The organism is Actinomadura sp. 21ATH, assembly GCF_041951345.1.
Lineage (GTDB): Bacteria > Actinomycetota > Actinomycetes > Streptosporangiales > Streptosporangiaceae > Spirillospora.
Genome location: NZ_JBGNUR010000002.1, coordinates 1,067,384 through 1,084,416, shown reverse-complemented (window position 1 = coordinate 1,084,416; position 17,033 = coordinate 1,067,384). Strand labels below are relative to the sequence as shown.

The 17,033-nt window shown below is 72.2% G+C and carries 16 protein-coding genes; 5 read left to right on the top strand and 11 right to left on the bottom strand.

Annotated elements, in window-relative coordinates:
* Nucleotides 1-28: 28 nt before the first annotated feature.
* From ACA361_RS11350 to ACA361_RS11340, 3 genes are read right to left on the bottom strand one after another with little or no spacing between them, the layout of a single operon-like run.
* Nucleotides 29-1,267: a peptidase M28 gene (locus tag ACA361_RS11350; protein ID WP_375011814.1), complete on the bottom strand. Its 1,239-nt coding sequence runs from the start codon at nucleotides 1,265-1,267 to the stop codon at nucleotides 29-31.
* Nucleotides 1,268-1,308: 41 nt separating this feature from the next.
* Nucleotides 1,309-1,749, bottom strand: a complete 441-nt coding sequence (locus ACA361_RS11345) for a DUF1707 domain-containing protein (RefSeq protein ID WP_375011813.1) — start codon at nucleotides 1,747-1,749, stop codon at nucleotides 1,309-1,311.
* A gap of 2 nt (nucleotides 1,750-1,751) precedes the next feature.
* The gene (locus ACA361_RS11340; protein WP_375011812.1) at nucleotides 1,752-2,498 is read right to left on the bottom strand and encodes a PadR family transcriptional regulator; all 747 of its coding nucleotides are present in this window, start codon (nucleotides 2,496-2,498) and stop codon (nucleotides 1,752-1,754) included.
* Between the two features lie 496 nt (nucleotides 2,499-2,994).
* On the opposite strand from ACA361_RS11340, the gene ACA361_RS11335 reads away from it, so the two are divergent.
* The 4 genes from ACA361_RS11335 to mug all read left to right on the top strand — a co-directional run bounded on the left by ACA361_RS11335 (nucleotide 2,995) and on the right by mug (nucleotide 8,172).
* A complete protein-coding gene (locus ACA361_RS11335; protein WP_375011811.1) occupies nucleotides 2,995-5,769 on the top strand; it encodes an aconitate hydratase in 2,775 nt (924 codons plus the stop codon).
* A 152-nt stretch (nucleotides 5,770-5,921) separates the two neighbouring features.
* Nucleotides 5,922-6,860, top strand: a complete 939-nt coding sequence (locus ACA361_RS11330) for an aldo/keto reductase (protein WP_375011810.1) — start codon at nucleotides 5,922-5,924, stop codon at nucleotides 6,858-6,860.
* A gap of 35 nt (nucleotides 6,861-6,895) precedes the next feature.
* Nucleotides 6,896-7,615 (top strand): sulfite exporter TauE/SafE family protein, encoded by a 720-nt coding sequence (locus ACA361_RS11325; RefSeq protein WP_375011809.1) that lies wholly within the window; start codon nucleotides 6,896-6,898, stop codon nucleotides 7,613-7,615.
* Entirely contained in the window at nucleotides 7,615-8,172 is a 558-nt protein-coding gene (gene mug, locus ACA361_RS11320) for a G/U mismatch-specific DNA glycosylase (RefSeq protein WP_375011808.1), read from the top strand. Before ACA361_RS11325 ends, mug begins: the two co-directional genes overlap by 1 nt.
* Before the next feature lie 6 nt (nucleotides 8,173-8,178).
* Here mug and ACA361_RS11315 read toward each other — a convergent pair whose 3' ends face one another.
* The 8 genes from ACA361_RS11315 to idi all read right to left on the bottom strand — a co-directional run bounded on the left by ACA361_RS11315 (nucleotide 8,179) and on the right by idi (nucleotide 14,902).
* A complete protein-coding gene (locus tag ACA361_RS11315) occupies nucleotides 8,179-8,793 on the bottom strand; it encodes a Uma2 family endonuclease (RefSeq protein WP_375011807.1) in 615 nt (204 codons plus the stop codon).
* Nucleotides 8,794-8,896: 103 nt separating this feature from the next.
* Entirely contained in the window at nucleotides 8,897-9,337 is a 441-nt protein-coding gene (locus tag ACA361_RS11310; protein ID WP_375011806.1) for a hypothetical protein, read from the bottom strand.
* 250 nt (nucleotides 9,338-9,587) lie between these two features.
* Nucleotides 9,588-10,229, bottom strand: a complete 642-nt coding sequence (locus ACA361_RS11305; RefSeq protein WP_375011805.1) for a class F sortase — start codon at nucleotides 10,227-10,229, stop codon at nucleotides 9,588-9,590.
* 6 nt (nucleotides 10,230-10,235) lie between these two features.
* Nucleotides 10,236-11,060 carry a hypothetical protein gene (locus ACA361_RS11300; protein ID WP_375011804.1) on the bottom strand — a complete coding sequence of 275 codons (825 nt, stop codon included), beginning with the start codon at nucleotides 11,058-11,060 and terminating at the stop codon, nucleotides 10,236-10,238.
* Nucleotides 11,061-11,149: 89 nt separating this feature from the next.
* Nucleotides 11,150-11,908 carry a carbohydrate ABC transporter permease gene (locus tag ACA361_RS11295; RefSeq protein WP_375012011.1) on the bottom strand — a complete coding sequence of 253 codons (759 nt, stop codon included), beginning with the start codon at nucleotides 11,906-11,908 and terminating at the stop codon, nucleotides 11,150-11,152.
* Between the two features lie 74 nt (nucleotides 11,909-11,982).
* The gene (locus ACA361_RS11290; protein ID WP_375011803.1) at nucleotides 11,983-12,894 is read right to left on the bottom strand and encodes a carbohydrate ABC transporter permease; all 912 of its coding nucleotides are present in this window, start codon (nucleotides 12,892-12,894) and stop codon (nucleotides 11,983-11,985) included.
* Nucleotides 12,895-12,931: 37 nt separating this feature from the next.
* Complete coding sequence (locus ACA361_RS11285; protein ID WP_375011802.1) at nucleotides 12,932-14,233, bottom strand: ABC transporter substrate-binding protein; 1,302 nt, start codon at nucleotides 14,231-14,233, stop codon at nucleotides 12,932-12,934.
* A gap of 90 nt (nucleotides 14,234-14,323) precedes the next feature.
* Nucleotides 14,324-14,902, bottom strand: coding sequence for an isopentenyl-diphosphate Delta-isomerase (idi, locus tag ACA361_RS11280; RefSeq protein WP_375011801.1), 579 nt, complete (start codon nucleotides 14,900-14,902; stop codon nucleotides 14,324-14,326).
* A 163-nt stretch (nucleotides 14,903-15,065) separates the two neighbouring features.
* On the opposite strand from idi, the gene dxs reads away from it, so the two are divergent.
* Nucleotides 15,066-16,976: a 1-deoxy-D-xylulose-5-phosphate synthase gene (dxs, locus tag ACA361_RS11275; RefSeq protein ID WP_375012010.1), complete on the top strand. Its 1,911-nt coding sequence runs from the start codon at nucleotides 15,066-15,068 to the stop codon at nucleotides 16,974-16,976.
* The last annotated feature ends 57 nt before the right edge of the window (nucleotides 16,977-17,033 follow it).

Here is a 17,033-nt window from a genome sequence, read left to right as displayed (position 1 = left end):
GCGCGGCGGGCCGCCGCGGCGCCGCGGGTCAGTGGGCGGCGAGGGCGCGGGCGACCGCCTCGGTGAGCCGGGCGGCGTCGGCCACGCAGCGGTAGTCGACGTGCTCGGGCAGGTCGGACGGCAGGCGGTGGTGGGGCACCAGCCGGTCGCCGTCGAGGGAGACCAGGCGGGCGGTGCGGTAGCCGTGCCGGTGCGGGACGATCGCGTCGCTCGGCGCGCGGGCGCGCAGGCCGCGGTCGACGGCGATGTCCTGCTCCAGCGCGCAGCGCGCGACCAGGTCGCCGAAGCCCGCGTCGTACCGTTCGGTGCGGAACGGGCCCTCCGCGTCCGGCAGCACGAGGTCGCCGGAGCCGACCGCGCCCAGGTGGAGGAACCAGGTGCTGTTCGTCGGCAGGTCGTGGAAGTGGCGGTGGGCGAAGCCGCGGGCGCCCTCCTGGAGGGCCTCCTCCGCGCCCGCCGAGACGAGGAGGACGCGCAGGCCCGGCAAGGGCCGGCGTTCCAGCGACTCGGCCAGCGCGACCAGGACCGAGACGCCGCTCAGGCCGCCGTTGGCGCCGGGGACGGCGCGGCGGCGGGCCCTGTCGGCCATCGCCGCGGCGCTCAGCGCGCTGAGGACCGTACCGGCGCGGCGCAGCCAGGACAGGCCGGCCGCGCTTCCCGCGGCGACGCACAGCGGTCCCGCCACCACCGGCCACCACACGGGCCACCACGCGGCCGGCGTCTCGGACAGCGGCTCCACCAGGTAGGGGAAGCGGCGGGCCAGGCGCCGCGCCGCCCGCCGGCCGAGGCCCCGGCCGGCCGGGGCGGCGTCGTGGTGCGCCATGACGACCAGCGTGCGCGGCGCGTCCGGGGCGCCGAGCCCGGCCACGACGTTGCAGGCCGTGCGGCGCACGCTCAGCACCGAGCGGGCGTACTGGCGGCCGTACCGGTGGCCGAACGAGATCTCGTCGGCGATCCCGGCCGCGGCCAGCGCGCCGCCCAGGGCGCCGAGCGGCCGCAGCCGCCCGCCCGCGGCGCCGGCCAGCGCCGCCAGCCCGGCCAGCGCGCCCACCGGCCGGGCGTACGACCCGTACGCCGGCACCTCCTCGACCTCGGCCGCCGCGCCCGCCGCGCGCAGCCGGTCCGCGATCAGGTGGGCGGCCTCGCGCTCGCCGGGCGAGCACGGCGGCCGCTCGACGGCCGCGAGCCGCTCGACGGTGGCGCGCAGCGCCGCCTCGTCGGGCCCGGCCACGGGCGAGACCGGATGCAGGAACCGCTCGGGGTTCATGCTGCGACGATCTCACCCCGGCCGGGTCCGGTCCACCCTCCTCAGCGGGGACGCGGGCGCCCCGCCCGCACGGCGAACAGCACCGCGCGGACGATCCACACCAGCACCGCGAACTGGAGCACCGCCAGCATCGCGGTCGCGGGCCCGGCCGCGACCGCCAGGAAGGCGAACAGCCCGATCATGAGCGGGAACGCCGGGAAGCGGTGGTGGTGCCCGTGGCGGTGGTGCCGTAGGTGGTGGCCGTGGGCGTACGCCCAGTGGCCGGGCACCGGCGTCCGGGCGGGCTCCGGCAGGCCGCTGGGGCCCGGCAGGTCCCGGACGATCGCCTTCAGGTCGCCCTGCGTCTTGGCGGCCAGCGTGGTGCCGAGCCGCTCGTCGAGCTCCTCGCGGTCGAGCCGGCCCGCCGCGAAGTGCTCGTGCAGGGCGGTGGTGACGGCGTCGCGCTCGGCGTCGCCGACGCGCATCTCGTCGGTGCGGGTCACGTTCACTCCTCGGCGGCGCCGGCCGCGTCCGGGCCCGGGTCGTCGTCGGCCAGGATCAGGTAGAGCCGCCGCCGGGTCTCGGCGATCACCTCTTTGGCCCGGTCGACCTGCCGCGGCGAGCCGGAGTGGACGATCTGCATGACCGCCGCGCCGGTCTGCGCCACCTGCTTGAACAGGTCGGGCACGCCCTCGCCGAAGTCGGGCGCCATCTCCGCCCAGGGCTCGGCCAGCTCCTCGGCGTGCTCGCCGACGTACGCGCGGCCCGCGTCGGTGAGGTGGAACGTCCGGCGGCCCTCGCCCTCCTCGCCGCGGATCAGCCCCTCGTCGGCGAGCTGCTGGAGTGCCGGGTAGACGGCGCCGGGGCTCGGCTTCCAGCCCCCGCCGCTGCGCTCGTTGATCTCCTGGATGATCTGGTAGCCGTTGCGCGGCTCCTCGGCCAGCAGCGCGAGGATCGCGGCGCGCACGTTCCCCTTGCGCGCCCGCGGCCCGCGGCCGCCCGGCCCGCGCCCCCAGGGCCCGCGGCCCCACGGCGGGCCGCCCGGCCCCCACGGCCCGGGCCCGCCGCCGAACATCCACGCGAACTGCGGCCCGCCGCCGGCGTGCGCGCGCGGCCCGCAGCCGCCCTCGAACCTGGGCCCGTGCCCGTGCTCGCGGGCCCGGTGCGCCGCCAGGTGGGCGGCCTTGGCCCCCAGCGCGGCCGCGGCGAAGGCCCAGCGCAGGTCACCCCCGTGGCCATGCGTCGTCCCCATGTTCTCCACCGCCTTCCAAGATCGTTCGTTGATCTCTCGCGATACGACAACGATATATCGGAAACGCGTGACCGGGCCAGGGGGTTCCCATATCCGGCCAACGGCCGGGAAGCGGCGGTGGTGCCGGGTCAGAGGAGTTCGGGCGAGGGGAGGGAGGCCCGCCGGTGACGATCACGCGGTCCACCCGCCCAGCCTGGCGAGACCGGTGATCGTTCCGGCCGCGGCGGCGAGCCACCGGGCTACCCGAAGGTAACTTGATGTCGAGATAAATCGGGGATAGCTTGACGTCAAGAGAAAAGGTGGCGAAGTTAGGCGGCCCCGGATCCCGAGCAGGACGACCGTTAGGGCAGGATTCAAGGTACGTTCCGCCCGCCCGGGCCCGCCGCTGCGGCCCGCCGAGCGGGGACGGCCCGGTGGGCCGTATCAAACATATGACGCAAGCGTCGCGCGCATCACGTCCCGGACCGGACGCGCGACGGTGACGGAGGAGGAGTCCGTGTCCGCGAACAGCTTCGGCAGCCGTAACACGCTGCAGGTGGGCGAGAAGTCGTACGAGATCTACCGGCTGGACGCCGTGGAGGGCTCGGCCCGGCTGCCGTACAGCCTCAAGGTGCTGCTGGAGAACCTCCTGCGCACCGAGGACGGCGCCAACGTCACCGCCGACCACATCCGCGCGCTGGCCGGCTGGGACTCCCAGGCGCAGCCCAGCAAGGAGATCCAGTTCACCCCCGCCCGGGTGATCATGCAGGACTTCACCGGCGTGCCGTGCGTGGTCGACCTGGCCACCATGCGCGAGGCCGTACGCGACCTCGGCGGCGACGCGTCCAAGATCAACCCGCTCGCGCCGGCCGAGATGGTCATCGACCACTCCGTCATCGTCGACTACTTCGGCTCGCCCGACGCGTTCGAGCGCAACGTGCAGCGCGAGTACGAGCGCAACGGCGAGCGCTACCAGTTCCTGCGCTGGGGCCAGACCGCGTTCGACGAGTTCAAGGTCGTCCCGCCCGGCACCGGCATCGTCCACCAGGTCAACATCGAGCACCTGGCCCGCGTGGTCTTCGACCGCGACGGCGTCGCCTACCCCGACACCTGCGTCGGCACCGACTCGCACACCACGATGGAGAACGGCATCGGCGTCCTCGGCTGGGGCGTCGGCGGCATCGAGGCCGAGGCCGCGATGCTCGGCCAGCCGATCTCGATGCTCATCCCGCGGGTCGTCGGCTTCAAGCTGACCGGCAAGCTGCCCGCCGGCACCACCGCCACCGACCTGGTGCTCACCATCACCGAGATGCTGCGCGAGCACGGCGTCGTCGGCAAGTTCGTGGAGTTCTACGGCGAGGGCGTCGCCGCGCTGCCGGTCGCCGACCGCGCCACCATCGGCAACATGAGCCCCGAGTTCGGCTCCACCTGCGCGATCTTCCCGATCGACGGCGAGACCCTGTCGTACCTGCGCCTGACCGGCCGCAGCGAGGAGCAGATCGCGCTGGCCGAGGCGTACGCCAAGGAGCAGGGCATGTGGCTCGACCCGTCGGTCGAGCCGGAGTTCTCCGAGTACCTGGAGCTCGACCTCAACACCGTCGTGCCGTCCATCGCCGGCCCCAAGCGCCCGCAGGACCGCATCTCGGTGTCGGAGGCCAAGCAGACCTGGCGCCGCGACGTCCGCAACTACGTCGCCGGCGACGGCATCAAGGGCCCGGTCGACGAGGCGTCGTCCGAGTCGTTCCCGGCCTCGGACTCGCCGGCGGTCTCGCACGACGGCAACGGCGACAAGCCGCGCGAGCACGGCGCCAACGGCGGCGGCCGGCCGCACGACCCCACCCCGGTCACCCTGGCCGACGGCACGACGTTCGAGATCGACCACGGCGCCGTGGTGATCGCCGCGATCACCTCGTGCACCAACACGTCCAACCCGTACGTCATGGTCGGCGCCGGCCTGCTGGCCAAGAAGGCGGTCGAGAAGGGCCTGACCCGCAAGCCGTGGGTCAAGACCTCCCTCGCCCCCGGCTCCCAGGTCGTCACCGGCTACCTCGAGCGCTCCGGGCTGGCCCCGTACCTCGACAAGATCGGCTACAACCTGGTCGGGTACGGCTGCACCACCTGCATCGGCAACTCCGGCCCGCTGCAGGAGGAGATCTCCAAGGCGATCAACGACGCCGACCTCGCGGTCACCTCGGTCCTGTCGGGCAACCGCAACTTCGAGGGCCGCATCAACCCCGACGTGAAGATGAACTACCTGGCCTCGCCGCCGCTGGTGGTCGCCTACGCGCTCGCGGGCACGATGGACGTCGACATCCTGAACGACCCGATCGGCGAGGGCGCCGACGGCTCCCCGGTCTACCTCAGCGACCTCTGGCCGTCCACCGAGGAGATCAAGGAGATCGTCGAGGGCTCGATCGGCCAGGAGATGTTCCTCCAGGACTACGCCGACGTGTTCAAGGGCGACTCCCGCTGGCAGGAGCTGGCGATCCCGACCGGCGACACCTTCGAGTGGGACCCGAACTCCACCTACGTCCGCAAGGCCCCGTACTTCGACGGCATGGGCATGGAGCCCGCCCCGGTCGCCGACGTCCACGGCGCCCGCGTGCTGGCCCGCCTGGGCGACTCGGTCACCACCGACCACATCTCCCCGGCCGGCGCCATCAAGGTCGGCACCCCGGCCGCGCAGTACCTCCAGGACAACGGCGTCACCGCCAAGGACTTCAACTCCTACGGCTCCCGCCGCGGCAACCACGAGGTCATGATCCGCGGCACGTTCGCCAACATCCGGCTGCGCAACCAGCTCCTGGACGGCGTCGAGGGCGGCTACACCCGCGACTTCACCCAGGAGGGCGCGCCCCAGTCGTTCATCTACGACGCCGCGCAGAACTACGCCGCGCAGGGCATCCCGCTGGTCGTCATCGCGGGCAAGGAGTACGGCTCCGGCTCCTCCCGCGACTGGGCCGCCAAGGGCACCGCGCTGCTCGGCGTCCGCGCCGTCATCGCCGAGTCGTACGAGCGGATCCACCGCTCCAACCTCATCGGCATGGGCGTCCTCCCGCTCCAGTTCAAGGACGGCGAGTCCGCGGACTCCCTCGGCCTCACCGGCACCGAGACGTTCGACATCACCGGCGTCACGAAGCTGAACGAGGGCGGCGTCCCCGACGAGGTGACCGTGAAGGCGGACGGCAAGGAGTTCACCGCCGTCGTCCGGATCGACACCCCGGGAGAGGCGGACTACTACCGCAACGGAGGCATCATGCAGTACGTCCTCCGCAACCTCCTCCGCAAGTAAGCACGACCCCGAAGCGGGCCGCCTCCCCTCAGGGGGCGGCCCGTTCCGCTTTCCCTGGCGCGTTCCACACGTTCGCATCGGGAGCGTCCGGCGCTGGTCAAAGGCGAGGGGGCGGCCGCGCGGGCGCGGCGGCGGCGCGATTGGATCCTCACATGACCAACACGAACAGGATCGGGGCGCTGGAGGTCTTCCCGCTGGCGCTGGGCGGCAACGTCTTCGGGTGGACCGCCGACCGGGACGGGTCGTTCGCCGTCCTGGACGCCTACGCGGCCGGCGGCGGCAACTTCGTCGACACGGCCGACGTGTACTCGGCGTGGGTCGACGGCAACCACGGCGGGGAGTCGGAGGAGCTGATCGGGGAGTGGCTCGCCTCCCGCGGCGTCCGGGACCGCATGGTGGTGGCGACCAAGTGCGGCGCGCACCCGGCGCACAAGGGGCTGCGGCGGGAGACGGTCAAGGCCGCGGCGGAGGACTCGCTGCGCCGCCTGCGCACCGACCGCATCGACCTGTACTACACGCACTACGACGACCCCAGCGTGCCCGCCGAGGAGATCGTCGGCGCGCTGGACGAGCTGGTCCGCGAGGGCAAGGTGCGGGAGATCGCCGCGTCCAACATCGAGCCCGGACGGCTGGAGGAGCAGCTGGCCGTCAGCGACCGGGAGGGGCTGGCGAAGTTCGTGGCCGTCCAGCCGCAGTACAACCTCGTCTCGCGCGACACCTACGAGGGCGAGCCGATGCGGATCGCCGAGCGGAACGGGCTCGCGGCCGTCCCGTACTACGCGCTGGCCTCGGGCTTCCTGACCGGCAAGTACCGGCCCGGGAGCACGGTCGAGAGCGCGCGGGCCGGGAAGGCGGGCGCGTACCTGAAGTCCGACCGCGGCCCCCGGGTGCTGGCGGCGCTGGACGGGATCGCCAGGGAGCGCGGCGTGTCGGTCGCCACCGTGGCGCTGGCCTGGCTGCGCGCCCGGCCCACCGTGGCCGCGCCGATCGCCAGCGCCCGTACCGTCCAGCAGCTGCCCGCCCTGATGGCGATCGCCGAGCTGGAGCTGACCGCGGAGGAGGACGAGAGGCTCACCGCAGCCTCCGCATGAACGATCGGGAATGTCGGGATGTAACGTTCCAGCACGTGCCTGGACTCGACTTCCTCGTCATCGGCGGCCTCGCCGCGCTCGTCGGCGCGATCGTGCAGAGCAGTGTGGGGCTCGGCGTGGGGCTGGTCGCGACGCCCATCGTCACGATGCTGTTCCCGTCGCTGATGCCCGGCTCCATCCTCGTCGCCGCGACCGTCCTGCCGCTGGCCACGCTCGCGCAGGAGGTCCGGCACGCCGATCTGAAGGGGCTCGGCTGGGCCTTCGGCGGGCGGCTGGCGGGCACCCCGCTCGGCGTCTGGGTGGTCGCGGCCGTCCCGGTCCGCACCCTCGGCGTGTTCATCGGCGCGATGGTGCTGGCCGCGCTGGGCGCCGGGCTCTGGCACGGCCGCGTCCCCCGCAACCCGGGCACGCTCGCGACCGCCGGCCTGGTCGCGGGCGCCACCGGCACCGCCTCCGCGATCGGCGGGCCGCCCATCGCGCTCCTCTACCAGCACGAGAGCGGCCCCCGCGTCCGGGCCACCCTCGCGGTCTTCTTCACCGGCGGCGCGCTGATCTCCCTGCTGACCCTCGCCGCCGCCGGCCAGCTCCCGGCCGAGCAGGTGACCGCCGGGCTGGCGCTGACCCCGCCCGTCCTGGCGGGCTTCCTCCTGGCGGGCCCGGTGCGCAGGTACGTCGACGACGGCCGCATGCGCACCGCCATCCTGGTCGTGGTGGCCGCGTCCGCCGTCACCCTGATCGTGCGTAGCCTGGTCTGATGCGCCCTACCAAGGCCGATCTGGAGGCCGCCCGCGATCGCCTCGTCCCCGACGTCCTGCCCGCCGGCGGCGCGCCCCTGCGGGTGCTGTTCTCCGGCATCAACCCCGGCCTGTACTCGGGCGCGACCGGCCTGCACTTCGCCCGCCCCGGCAACCGCTTCTGGCCCGCCCTGCACCGCTCGGGCTTCACCGACCGGCTGCTCTCGCCCGCCGAGCAGGACCTGCTGCCCTCGTACGGCCTCGGCATCACCAACCTCGCCCACCGCACCACGGCCCGCGCCGACGAGCTCACCGCCGAAGAACTGCGCGAGGGCGGCCGCCGCCTCCGGGACCTGGTCGACCGCCACCGCCCCGCCTACCTGGCCGTCGCGGGCGTCACCGCGTACCGCACCGCGTTCGGCAAGCCCCGCACGCGGATCGGCCCGCAGGACGAGACGTTCGGCCCGGCCCGCCTCTGGGTCCTGCCGAACCCCAGCGGCCTGAACGCGAGCTGGCCCCTCGACCGCATCGCCGCCGAATTCGCCCGCCTCCGCGAATCCGCCGGCACCGACGCCTGACCGCCCTCAGAACTCGATCATGAGGCGCGGATCGAACCGGACCCGAAGCGGCTTGTCCGCCTGGACGGTGACGTCCAGCGTCTCGCCCTCCGCCACCAGGGCATCGGCCCGGTAGGCGGCGGCGTCATCGTCCAGGACCATGACCTGGACACGGGGGCGCGGGGTGAACTCGGCCAGCCAGTACTGGGGTATGCCGAGCCCCGCGTACTCCCGCAGCTTGCGCACCCGATCGCTGCGCTCACTGCCGCTCCCCGGGGAGATCACCTCCACCGCCAGCAGGACCTCACCGCCCGGAATGGTGATCGGACTGCGGTCCACGATCGACGCCCGTGCCACTTCGGACGGAACCAGGAAGACGTCCGGCTTACGAATCCCCGCCGGGGTGCTGATCTCCCATTCACCACCGCCCGCGATGAAGACGGCGGCGCCCGCCTCCTCGGCGGCGTGCTCGAGGCGGCGGCGCAGCCGCTCGGCCGCCCAGTTGTGCGCCGCGCTCGGAGACCATTCGATCAGCCACCCGTCCTCGAGCTCCAGGCCCTTGCCGTCGTCTTCGCGAGCGTGCAGGTCCTCGATCGTGTACGGGCCGAATCCGCCATGGTCATGCGTCGGCGCAATGCTCATGGCCCGCTCCTGTCCGTGGCGTGGGAAGGTCGACGTGGGACCACGTTACCCCGGCCGCCGCGGGGACTCAGCGTAGCCGTGCGGGGACGCCGGGGGCAGGGGATCAGGTCAGGCGGTCGGTGGTGGCCGCGGCGGTGGCGAGCATGGTGCGGACCTCCGTCATCAGGGTGGCGGAGGGCTGCCAGGGCTCGGTGCGGCCGAGGGCGATGATCGGGCGGGGGAGGGCGCGGACGGAGGTCAGGCGCCAGTGGTGGAAGCCCGGCTCGCCCCAGGGGCCGCAGTCGCAGGAGCCGTCCAGGCCGGCCGAGCAGACGTCGTCGAGGTCGGCCATGGCGATGACCGCGCCGATCGTGGCGAGCGGGTGGCCGGGGTCCCAGCCGGCGGACCGGATGAGGGGGGAGTCGCAGGCTTTCAGGTCGACCCGCATGGAGGCGTGGATCAGCAGCGGGCCGCGGTGGGCGGTCGGCAGGTCCTGGTTGGAGACGGCCTTGCCGCCCCGTGCGATCGCGAAGGCCCAGGGCTGCTGAACACTGATCGCCTGCACGCGGTCACCTCCGTGCTCCGCCGGTCTCCGGTTGGCCGGACCGTCCGGGCGTGGTGCCCGGTTTCCCATGGAGTATCCGGCCGGGGAGCGGATACCGCCGTTCTGCCAGGGGACCGTGACCCTGGGGCCAGCCGGTCCGGGTGAACGGTCCAGTTAGTGATTTTCCCCGATTTGTCGTGATCGGCAACCCGGCCACGCTGATACGGACCGTTCCCGTTCCGAAAAAGGGACGGGAACGGTCCGTGCAGGATCAGACGGGCTGGACGAGCTTCGCGAAGACGATGAGGTTGTTGCGGTAGTGCCCCGTCGCCGCGTCGAACGCGCCGCCGCACGTGACCAGGCGCAGCGAGGAGTAGTCGATGTCCTCGCCGAACACCTTCTGGTGCGGGAACGCGTCCTTGTCCACGCTCTGCAGCCGGTCCACCGCGAACGTGGCGGTGGAGCCGTCCTGGCGGACCACCTGGATGGTGTCGCCCGCCTTCAGTTCCTTGAGCCGGTAGAAGACGGCCGCCTTCTTGTTGGCGTCGACATGGCCCAGGATGACCGAGGGCCCCATCTCGCCGGGCGTGACGCCCTCCTTGTACCAGCCGGTCAGGTTGGGGCGGCTCAGCGGCGGCTCCTCGATCCGCCCGTCCGGGCGCAGACCGATGAGGGACACCGGCGCCGAGACGCCGATCTTCTGGATCTTGATGGTCTTCGGCTGCGACTCCTTCATGGGTGCCGCCGCCCGCATCGCCCGTTCGGTGGCGGTGGCCTGCGGGGAGCCGCCCGTGGCGGGCGGCGCCGCGGTGTCCCCGCCGTCATCGCCGCAGGCGGTCAGCAGCATCCCGGAGAGCAGCACGCCGGCCGCCGCGGCGAGCGCGCGGCGGCCGGCGGGCATGGTCGAACGCACGGGCGATTACCGCTCCTGCCCGGCCCGGCGGCGCAGCAGCACGGTGCCGAGGCCCGCGCCGGCCAGCGCGGCGGCCGCGCCGCCCGCCAGCAGGCCCGCACCCGGGCCGCCGGCCACGGTGCTGCCGTCACCGGTGTCGATCCGCCCGGTCGGGATCTTGCCGGTCGGCTTCTTCGGCGACAGGTCGCCCTTCTCCGGGCTGGTGGAGTACTTCACCGAGCCGTGGCCCTTGCAGGTCACGGTGGCGACCGTGGGGTCGGGGAGCGAGGACTTGAACGTCCCCTTCGCCTTCCAGGCGTTCTCGCCGTCCTTCTCCACGGGCAGCGGGTTCTTGGTGTACCCGTTGCTGGTGATGGTCACGGAGGTGGGGCAGCGGATGGCGAACGTGGTGGTGCCGTTCGGGACGACCCTGGTCGTCGACAGCTTCACGTCGTCATACCCGAAGTCGAACTTCGGCGGCTCGGGCTCCTCGTCCTTCTTCGGGTTCACCGTGAGGCTGAGGGTCGCCGTGCCGTTCTCGACCTTGCAGGTGAACTTGGCGGTGTAGGTCTTGCCGGGGGCGACCTTGTTCGTCTTGGCCGGTGCCTTCCAGGTGCCCTCGGGCGTGGCGGCGGTCCAGGACGGGGGGCTGGCGAAGAGGCCGTCGTCGGAGACGTTGACGGGCTTCTCGTCGCACTCGGTGGCGGTGAGGGTGAGGACACTGCCGGGGACGAACGGGTTCGGGCTGGCGGAGATGCCCGGATCCGCGAATGCGGGGCCGGCGGTGAGAGCGAGGGTCGCGAGGCCCATGCCCGTCGCGGCGCCCACGGCGGCCAGTCGTCTGAGGGTCATTGACGTTCCCTGTGGTGAGGCGGGGTGCGGTTTCTGGCCTTTATGTGACGCTTACGCGCCGCCGGTGGTTGCCGTGTTCCGTGTTCTTGTCATCCCTTGAGTGCTCCGGCCATCAAACCGCGCATGAAGAAGCGCCCGAGTAGCAGATAGACGAGCAGGGTGGGCAGCGAGGCCAGGAGAGCGGAGGCCATCTGCTGGTTGTACTGGACGGCCACCGCCCCGGAACCGGCGAGGTTGTTCAGCGCCACGGTGACGGGCCAGCTGTCGGGGGTGCCCAGGAAGACGGCGAAGAGGAAGTCGTTCCAGAGCGACGTGAACTGCCAGATGAGCGTCACGGCGAAGGCCGGGCCGGAGACCGGCAGGACGATGGAGGCGTACGTGCGGAGCATTCCGGCGCCGTCGACGCGGGCCGCCTCGATCAGCTCGGTGGGGATCGTGACGTAGTAGTTCCTGAAGATCAGCGTGCAGATCGGGATGCCGTACACGACGTGGGCCAGGACCAGGCCGCGAATGGTGCCGACCAGTTCCATCTCGGTCAGCAGACCGGCCAGCGGGATCATTACCGCCTGATAAGGGATGAACATCCCGAAAAGGAACAGGGTGAACACGGCGTCGGCGCCGGGAAAGCGCCATTTGGATAGGACGTAGCCGTTCAGCGAGCCCAGGACCGCCGCGATGACCGAGCCCGCGACGGCGATCCTGAGGCTGTTCTCCAGGCCCGGCCGCAGCGTCTCCCAGGCCGCCCGCCAGCCCTCGGTGCTCCACTGGGCCGGCAGGTTCCAGGCGGTGCTCGGATCGGCCTCCTGGAACGACTTGAAGCTGGTCACCACCAGCACGTACACCGGCATCAGGAAGACCAGCGCGAAGGCCAGCAGGAAGGCGAACCGCACCGTCCGCAGCGTGCGGGGCTCCCGGAGAGCGCTCAAGCCCGGTCCCTCCGATCCGCGCGGACCGACCAGACCAGGTACGGGATCACCAGCAGCGCCACCGCCAGCAGCAGGTAGGTGGCGATGGTGGCGCCGTTGGCCGGGTCGTGCGAGTCGAACACCTCGACGTACGTGGCGATGGCCGGCACGTACGTGATGATCTGCTTGCCCGCGATCGCCATGATCAGGTCGAACACCTTCAGCGAGATGTGGCCGAGGATGATCAGCGCCGACAGCGTCACCGGCCGCAGCTGCGGGATGACGACGTGCCGGTACACCTTCCACTCGGAGGCGCCGTCCACCCGGGCCGCCTCCCGCAGCTCCTCCGGCACGGCGCGGAAGCCGGCGAGGTACAGCGCCATCACGTACCCCGACATCTGCCAGATCGCGGGCAGCGCCATGGCGGCCATGCCCCACCGCTGGTGCTGCCACCAGTCGTTGGCGAGGGCGTCGAGCCCGATCCGGCCGAAGAACTGGTTGAGGCCGACGGCGCGCTCGGGCGGGGCGGGGTTCATCAGCCAGCGCCACACGACGCCGCTGGCGATGAACGAGATCGCCATCGGGAACAGGTAGATCGCCCGGAACCCCGCCTCGGCCCGGACGCCCTTCTCCATCAGGAACGCCAGGAACGCGCCCAGCAGCAGCGCGCCCCCGACGAACACGGCGGTGAACAGCAGGGCGTGCCGGACGGCGGGCGGCCAGCTCGGCTCGTCCCACAGGTCGACGAAGTTCCTTCCCTTGTCGAACCCGTACGGCGTGATCTCGTCGTGCCGGCCGCTCACCGCGACCCGGGTGTTCCAGAAGATCAGCCCGTACACGAACAGGCCGATCGCCACGATCGACGGCGAGACCAGCAGCAGTCCCGGGAGCCACCGCCGGGCGCGGCGCGGCGTCCAGCGGCGGCTCACTCGGTTGCCCTCCCTCCGCCGGGAACGGGCGGTGCCACTACTGGGCGCTGTTCTTGGCGGCGGCGGCCAGGCCCTGCTGGAGCTTGGCCACGTCCTTGTTCTGGAGGAAGAGGCCCACCGCGGTGTCGATGTCGGTGTGCCACTTGTTGCTGGCGTACACGCCGTGCCAGAACGAGCCCGCCAGCTTGGTGTCGGGGCTGGTCCACTCGTTCAGCGCGTACTCCAGGTAGCCCTTGTAGAGGCTCTTGTCGGCGTCCTTGCGGGCCGGGATGGAGCCCTTCTTCGGGTTGAAGAGGTCCTGGCCCTCCTTGCTGCCGGCGACCTTGAGCCAGGCCAGCGCCCCGCCGCGGTGCGGCGCGTTCCTGGGCAGGGTGAAGCTGTCCGACAGCCACATGTACGTGCCGTCCGTGCCCGGGGCGGCGGCGTACTTGAAGTCGGTGTCGAGCTTCTTGCCGAGCCCGTTGGGGCCGGGGTTGACGTAGTAGCCGTAGACCCAGTCACCCATGATGTTGAACGCGGCCTTGCCGTCCACGACGGCCTTGGCGGCGTCCTGCCACTCGCTGGAGGCCGACTCCTGGGTGGTGTACTTCATGATCTCGGCGAAGTCGGTCAGCGCCTTGGTGACCGCGGGGCTGCTCCAGTCGGCGCCCGGCTTCCACAGCGCGTTGTACGCGTCGGTGCCGAGGTCGCCGAGCAGCACGTTCTCCAGGAGATGGTCGGCGGTCCACTGGATGCCGAGCGACAGCGGGACCTTGTCGGTCCTGTCGTCGACGGCCTTGAGCGCGGTGATGAACTCGGCGATCGTCTTGGGCGGGCCGTCGATCCCGGCGTCCTCCAGGATCTTCGGGTTGTACCAGAGCATGTTGGACCGGTGGATGTTCACCGGCACCGAGTAGATCTTCCCCTGGTGGGAGATCTGCTCCAGGAGCTGCTGCGGGTACGCCTGCTTGAGGTTGTTGTCCTCGTAGAACGAGTCCAGCGGCTCGATCTGGCCGGCCTTGATGTAGTCGAGCAGCTCGGCGCCCGCGTGGCCCTGGAACGAGTCCGGCGGCTTGCGGTTCTGCAGGCGGCTGGCGAGCACCGCCTTGGCCTGCGTGCCCGAGCCGCCGGCGACGGCCGCGTTCACGAACTTGGTGCCCGGGTTCGTCTTCTCGAAGTGCGCCTGCATCGCCGCCAGCCCGTCGGCCTCGCCGGGGCCCGTCCACCACGAGAAGACCTCCACCTGGGAGGCGTCCCCGCCGTCGTCGCCGCCACCGCAGCCGGAAACGGCCAGCACGCCGGCCAGGGCCGCGGCGGCGAGCGCCTTCCACGTACCACGCATCGCCAGTCCCTTCGTCACCCGGGAAAGCAAGCGTCCGTTCGGATCAGCGGAGGGTCAACAGCGGGAGACGAAACGAGATCTCGTGGTTACCCGGCGGGCGCGGCGGGGTCACCACCCCAGCGACGGCGGCAGCTCCTCCGTACCGGTGTCCGGCCAGCTCAGCGGGTCTCCCAGCGGGGCCAGCTCGGCGATCTGGAGGCGGTACCAGGGCGACGACTCCGGCCGGCCGGCGAGCTCGACGCAGCGCTCCCACGGCCACCACTCGGCGTCCTCGACCTCCTCCGGGTTGGGCCGCACCGGGGCGCCGGCCGGGACGACGGCGCGGACGACCGGGCAGCGCTCGTTCTCCAGCGTCCCGTCCGCGGCGGTCGCCTGGTAGCGGAACCGCGGCAGCACCGGGGTGATCGTGCTCCCCGTCACACCCAGCTCGTCGCGGAGCCGCCGCGCCACCGCGTCGCGCAGCCCCTCGCCCGGGCCGGGATGGCCGCAGCAGCTGCCGGTCCACACGCCGGGGAACGTGCGCTTGCCGAGCGCCCGGCGGGTGATCAGCACCCGGCCGTCGGCGTCCGCGAGGAAGCAGGAGAAGGCGAGGTGGTACGGCGTGTCACGATGGTGGCTGGGAGCCTTGGGCGCCGTGCCGATGGCCTCGTCCGCCGAGTTGAGCAGCACGATCTCTTCGATCACCATGCTCTCCTTACTACCCCACCGCCCCATGGCCCTCGCGTGTGGGTTTCGTGGCGAAGGTGTGAGGAAGGAACGACCCCTGGCGCGTGCCGGGCCAACCGGGACTAAACTCGGAACGGCCCGACGACCAGGGGCAGTGGAGCCCCTGATGGAGGAGTTGACGCGCGTGACTCTGCTGGAGTCGATCAAGGGTCCGGGGGACCTCAAGCGACTGGACGCCACGCAGATGCCGCGGCTCGCCGGGGAGATCCGGGAGTTCCTGGTGGACGCCGTGGCCAAGACCGGCGGTCATCTGGGCCCCAACCTGGGGGTCGTCGAGCTCACGATCGCGCTGCACCGGGTCTTCGACTCGCCGCGCGACAAGATCCTTTTCGATACCGGCCACCAGGCGTACGTGCACAAGCTGCTGACCGGCCGGCACGACTTCGGCCTGCTCAAGCAGCGCGGCGGCATCTCCGGCTACCCGAGCCGGGCCGAGTCCGCCCACGACATCATCGAGAACTCGCACGCCTCCACCGCCCTGTCGTACGCCGACGGGCTGGCCAAGGCGTTCGAGCTGAACGGCGAGGGCGACCGCGTGGTGGTGCCCGTGGTCGGCGACGGCGCGCTCACCGGCGGCATGTGCTGGGAGGCCCTCAACAACATCGCCGAAGGCCGCGACCGTCGCGTGATCATCGTGGTGAACGACAACGGCCGCTCGTACTCCCCGACCATCGGCGGGCTGGCCAGCCACCTGGCCGACCTGCGGGTCACGCCCACCTACGAGCACGCGCTGGAGCTGGTCAAGAAGACCGTCCCGCGGGCCCCGGTCGTCGGCAACGTCGCCTACGAGGCGCTGCACGGCATCAAGAAGGGCCTCAAGGACATGCTGCAGCCGCAGGCCATGTTCGAGGACCTCGGCCTCAAGTACATCGGCCCCATCGACGGCCACGACGAGCAGGCCGTCGAGCACGCCCTGCGCAAGGCGCACGACTTCGGCGGCCCGGTGATCGTGCACTGCATCACCAGGAAGGGCCACGGCTACGCGCCGGCGGAGAACGACGACGAGGAGCAGTTCCACTCGCCCGGGCCGTACGACCGGGAGACCGGCGTGCAGAAGCCCAAGGGCCGGATCTGGACCAACGTCTTCAGCGAGGAGATGGTCGCGCTCGGCGCGGAGCGGCCCGACATCGTCGGGATCACCGCGGCGATGCTGCACCCGGTGGGGCTGGCCGAGTTCGCCGCCGCCTACCCCGACCGGTGCTACGACGTGGGCATCGCCGAGCAGCACGCGGTCACCTCGGCCGCGGGGCTGGCGATGGGCGGCATGCACCCGGTGGTGGCGATCTACGCCACGTTCCTCAACCGCGCGTTCGACCAGGTCCTGATGGACGTGGCGCTGCACCGGCAGCCGGTCACGTTCGTGCTGGACCGGGCCGGCGTCACCGGCGACGACGGGCCCAGCCACAACGGCATGTGGGACCTGTCGATCCTGCAGCTGGTGCCGGGCATGCGGATCGCGGTGCCGCGCGACGGCGCCCGCGTCCGGGAGCTGCTGCGCGAGGCGGTGGCCGTCGACGACGGGCCCACCGCGCTGCGCTTCCCCAAGGGCCCGGTCGCCGAGGACCTCGACGCGATCGACACCCTCGGCGGGATGGACGTGCTGGCCCGCCACGACGGCGCCAACGGCGCCCGCGTCCTGGTGGTCGCGGCGGGCGCGATGGCGACGCCCGCGGTGGAGGTCGGCGAGCGGCTGGCCGCGCAGGGCATCGGCGCGACCGTGGTCGACCCGCGCTGGGTCAAGCCGCTCGACCCCGCCCTGGTGGAGGCCGCGGCCGAGCACAGCATGGTCGCGGTCGTGGAGGACAACGGCCGCGTCGGCGCGGTCGGCGACGCCGTGGCCCGGCTGCTGCGCGACGCCGGGATCGACACCCCGGTCCGCACGTTCGGGATCCCGCAGGAGTTCCTCGACCACGCCAAGCGCGCGATGATCCTGGCCGACATCGGGCTGACCCCGCAGGACCTCGCCCGCGACATCATCGAGGCGGTGTCCAAGGCGACCTCCGTGGAGGCCCGCGAGACCGCCCCGTCCGACTGACCGGCGGCGAACGGCGACGGCGCCGCCCCCGGCCGAGGCCGGGGGTGGCGCCGTCTC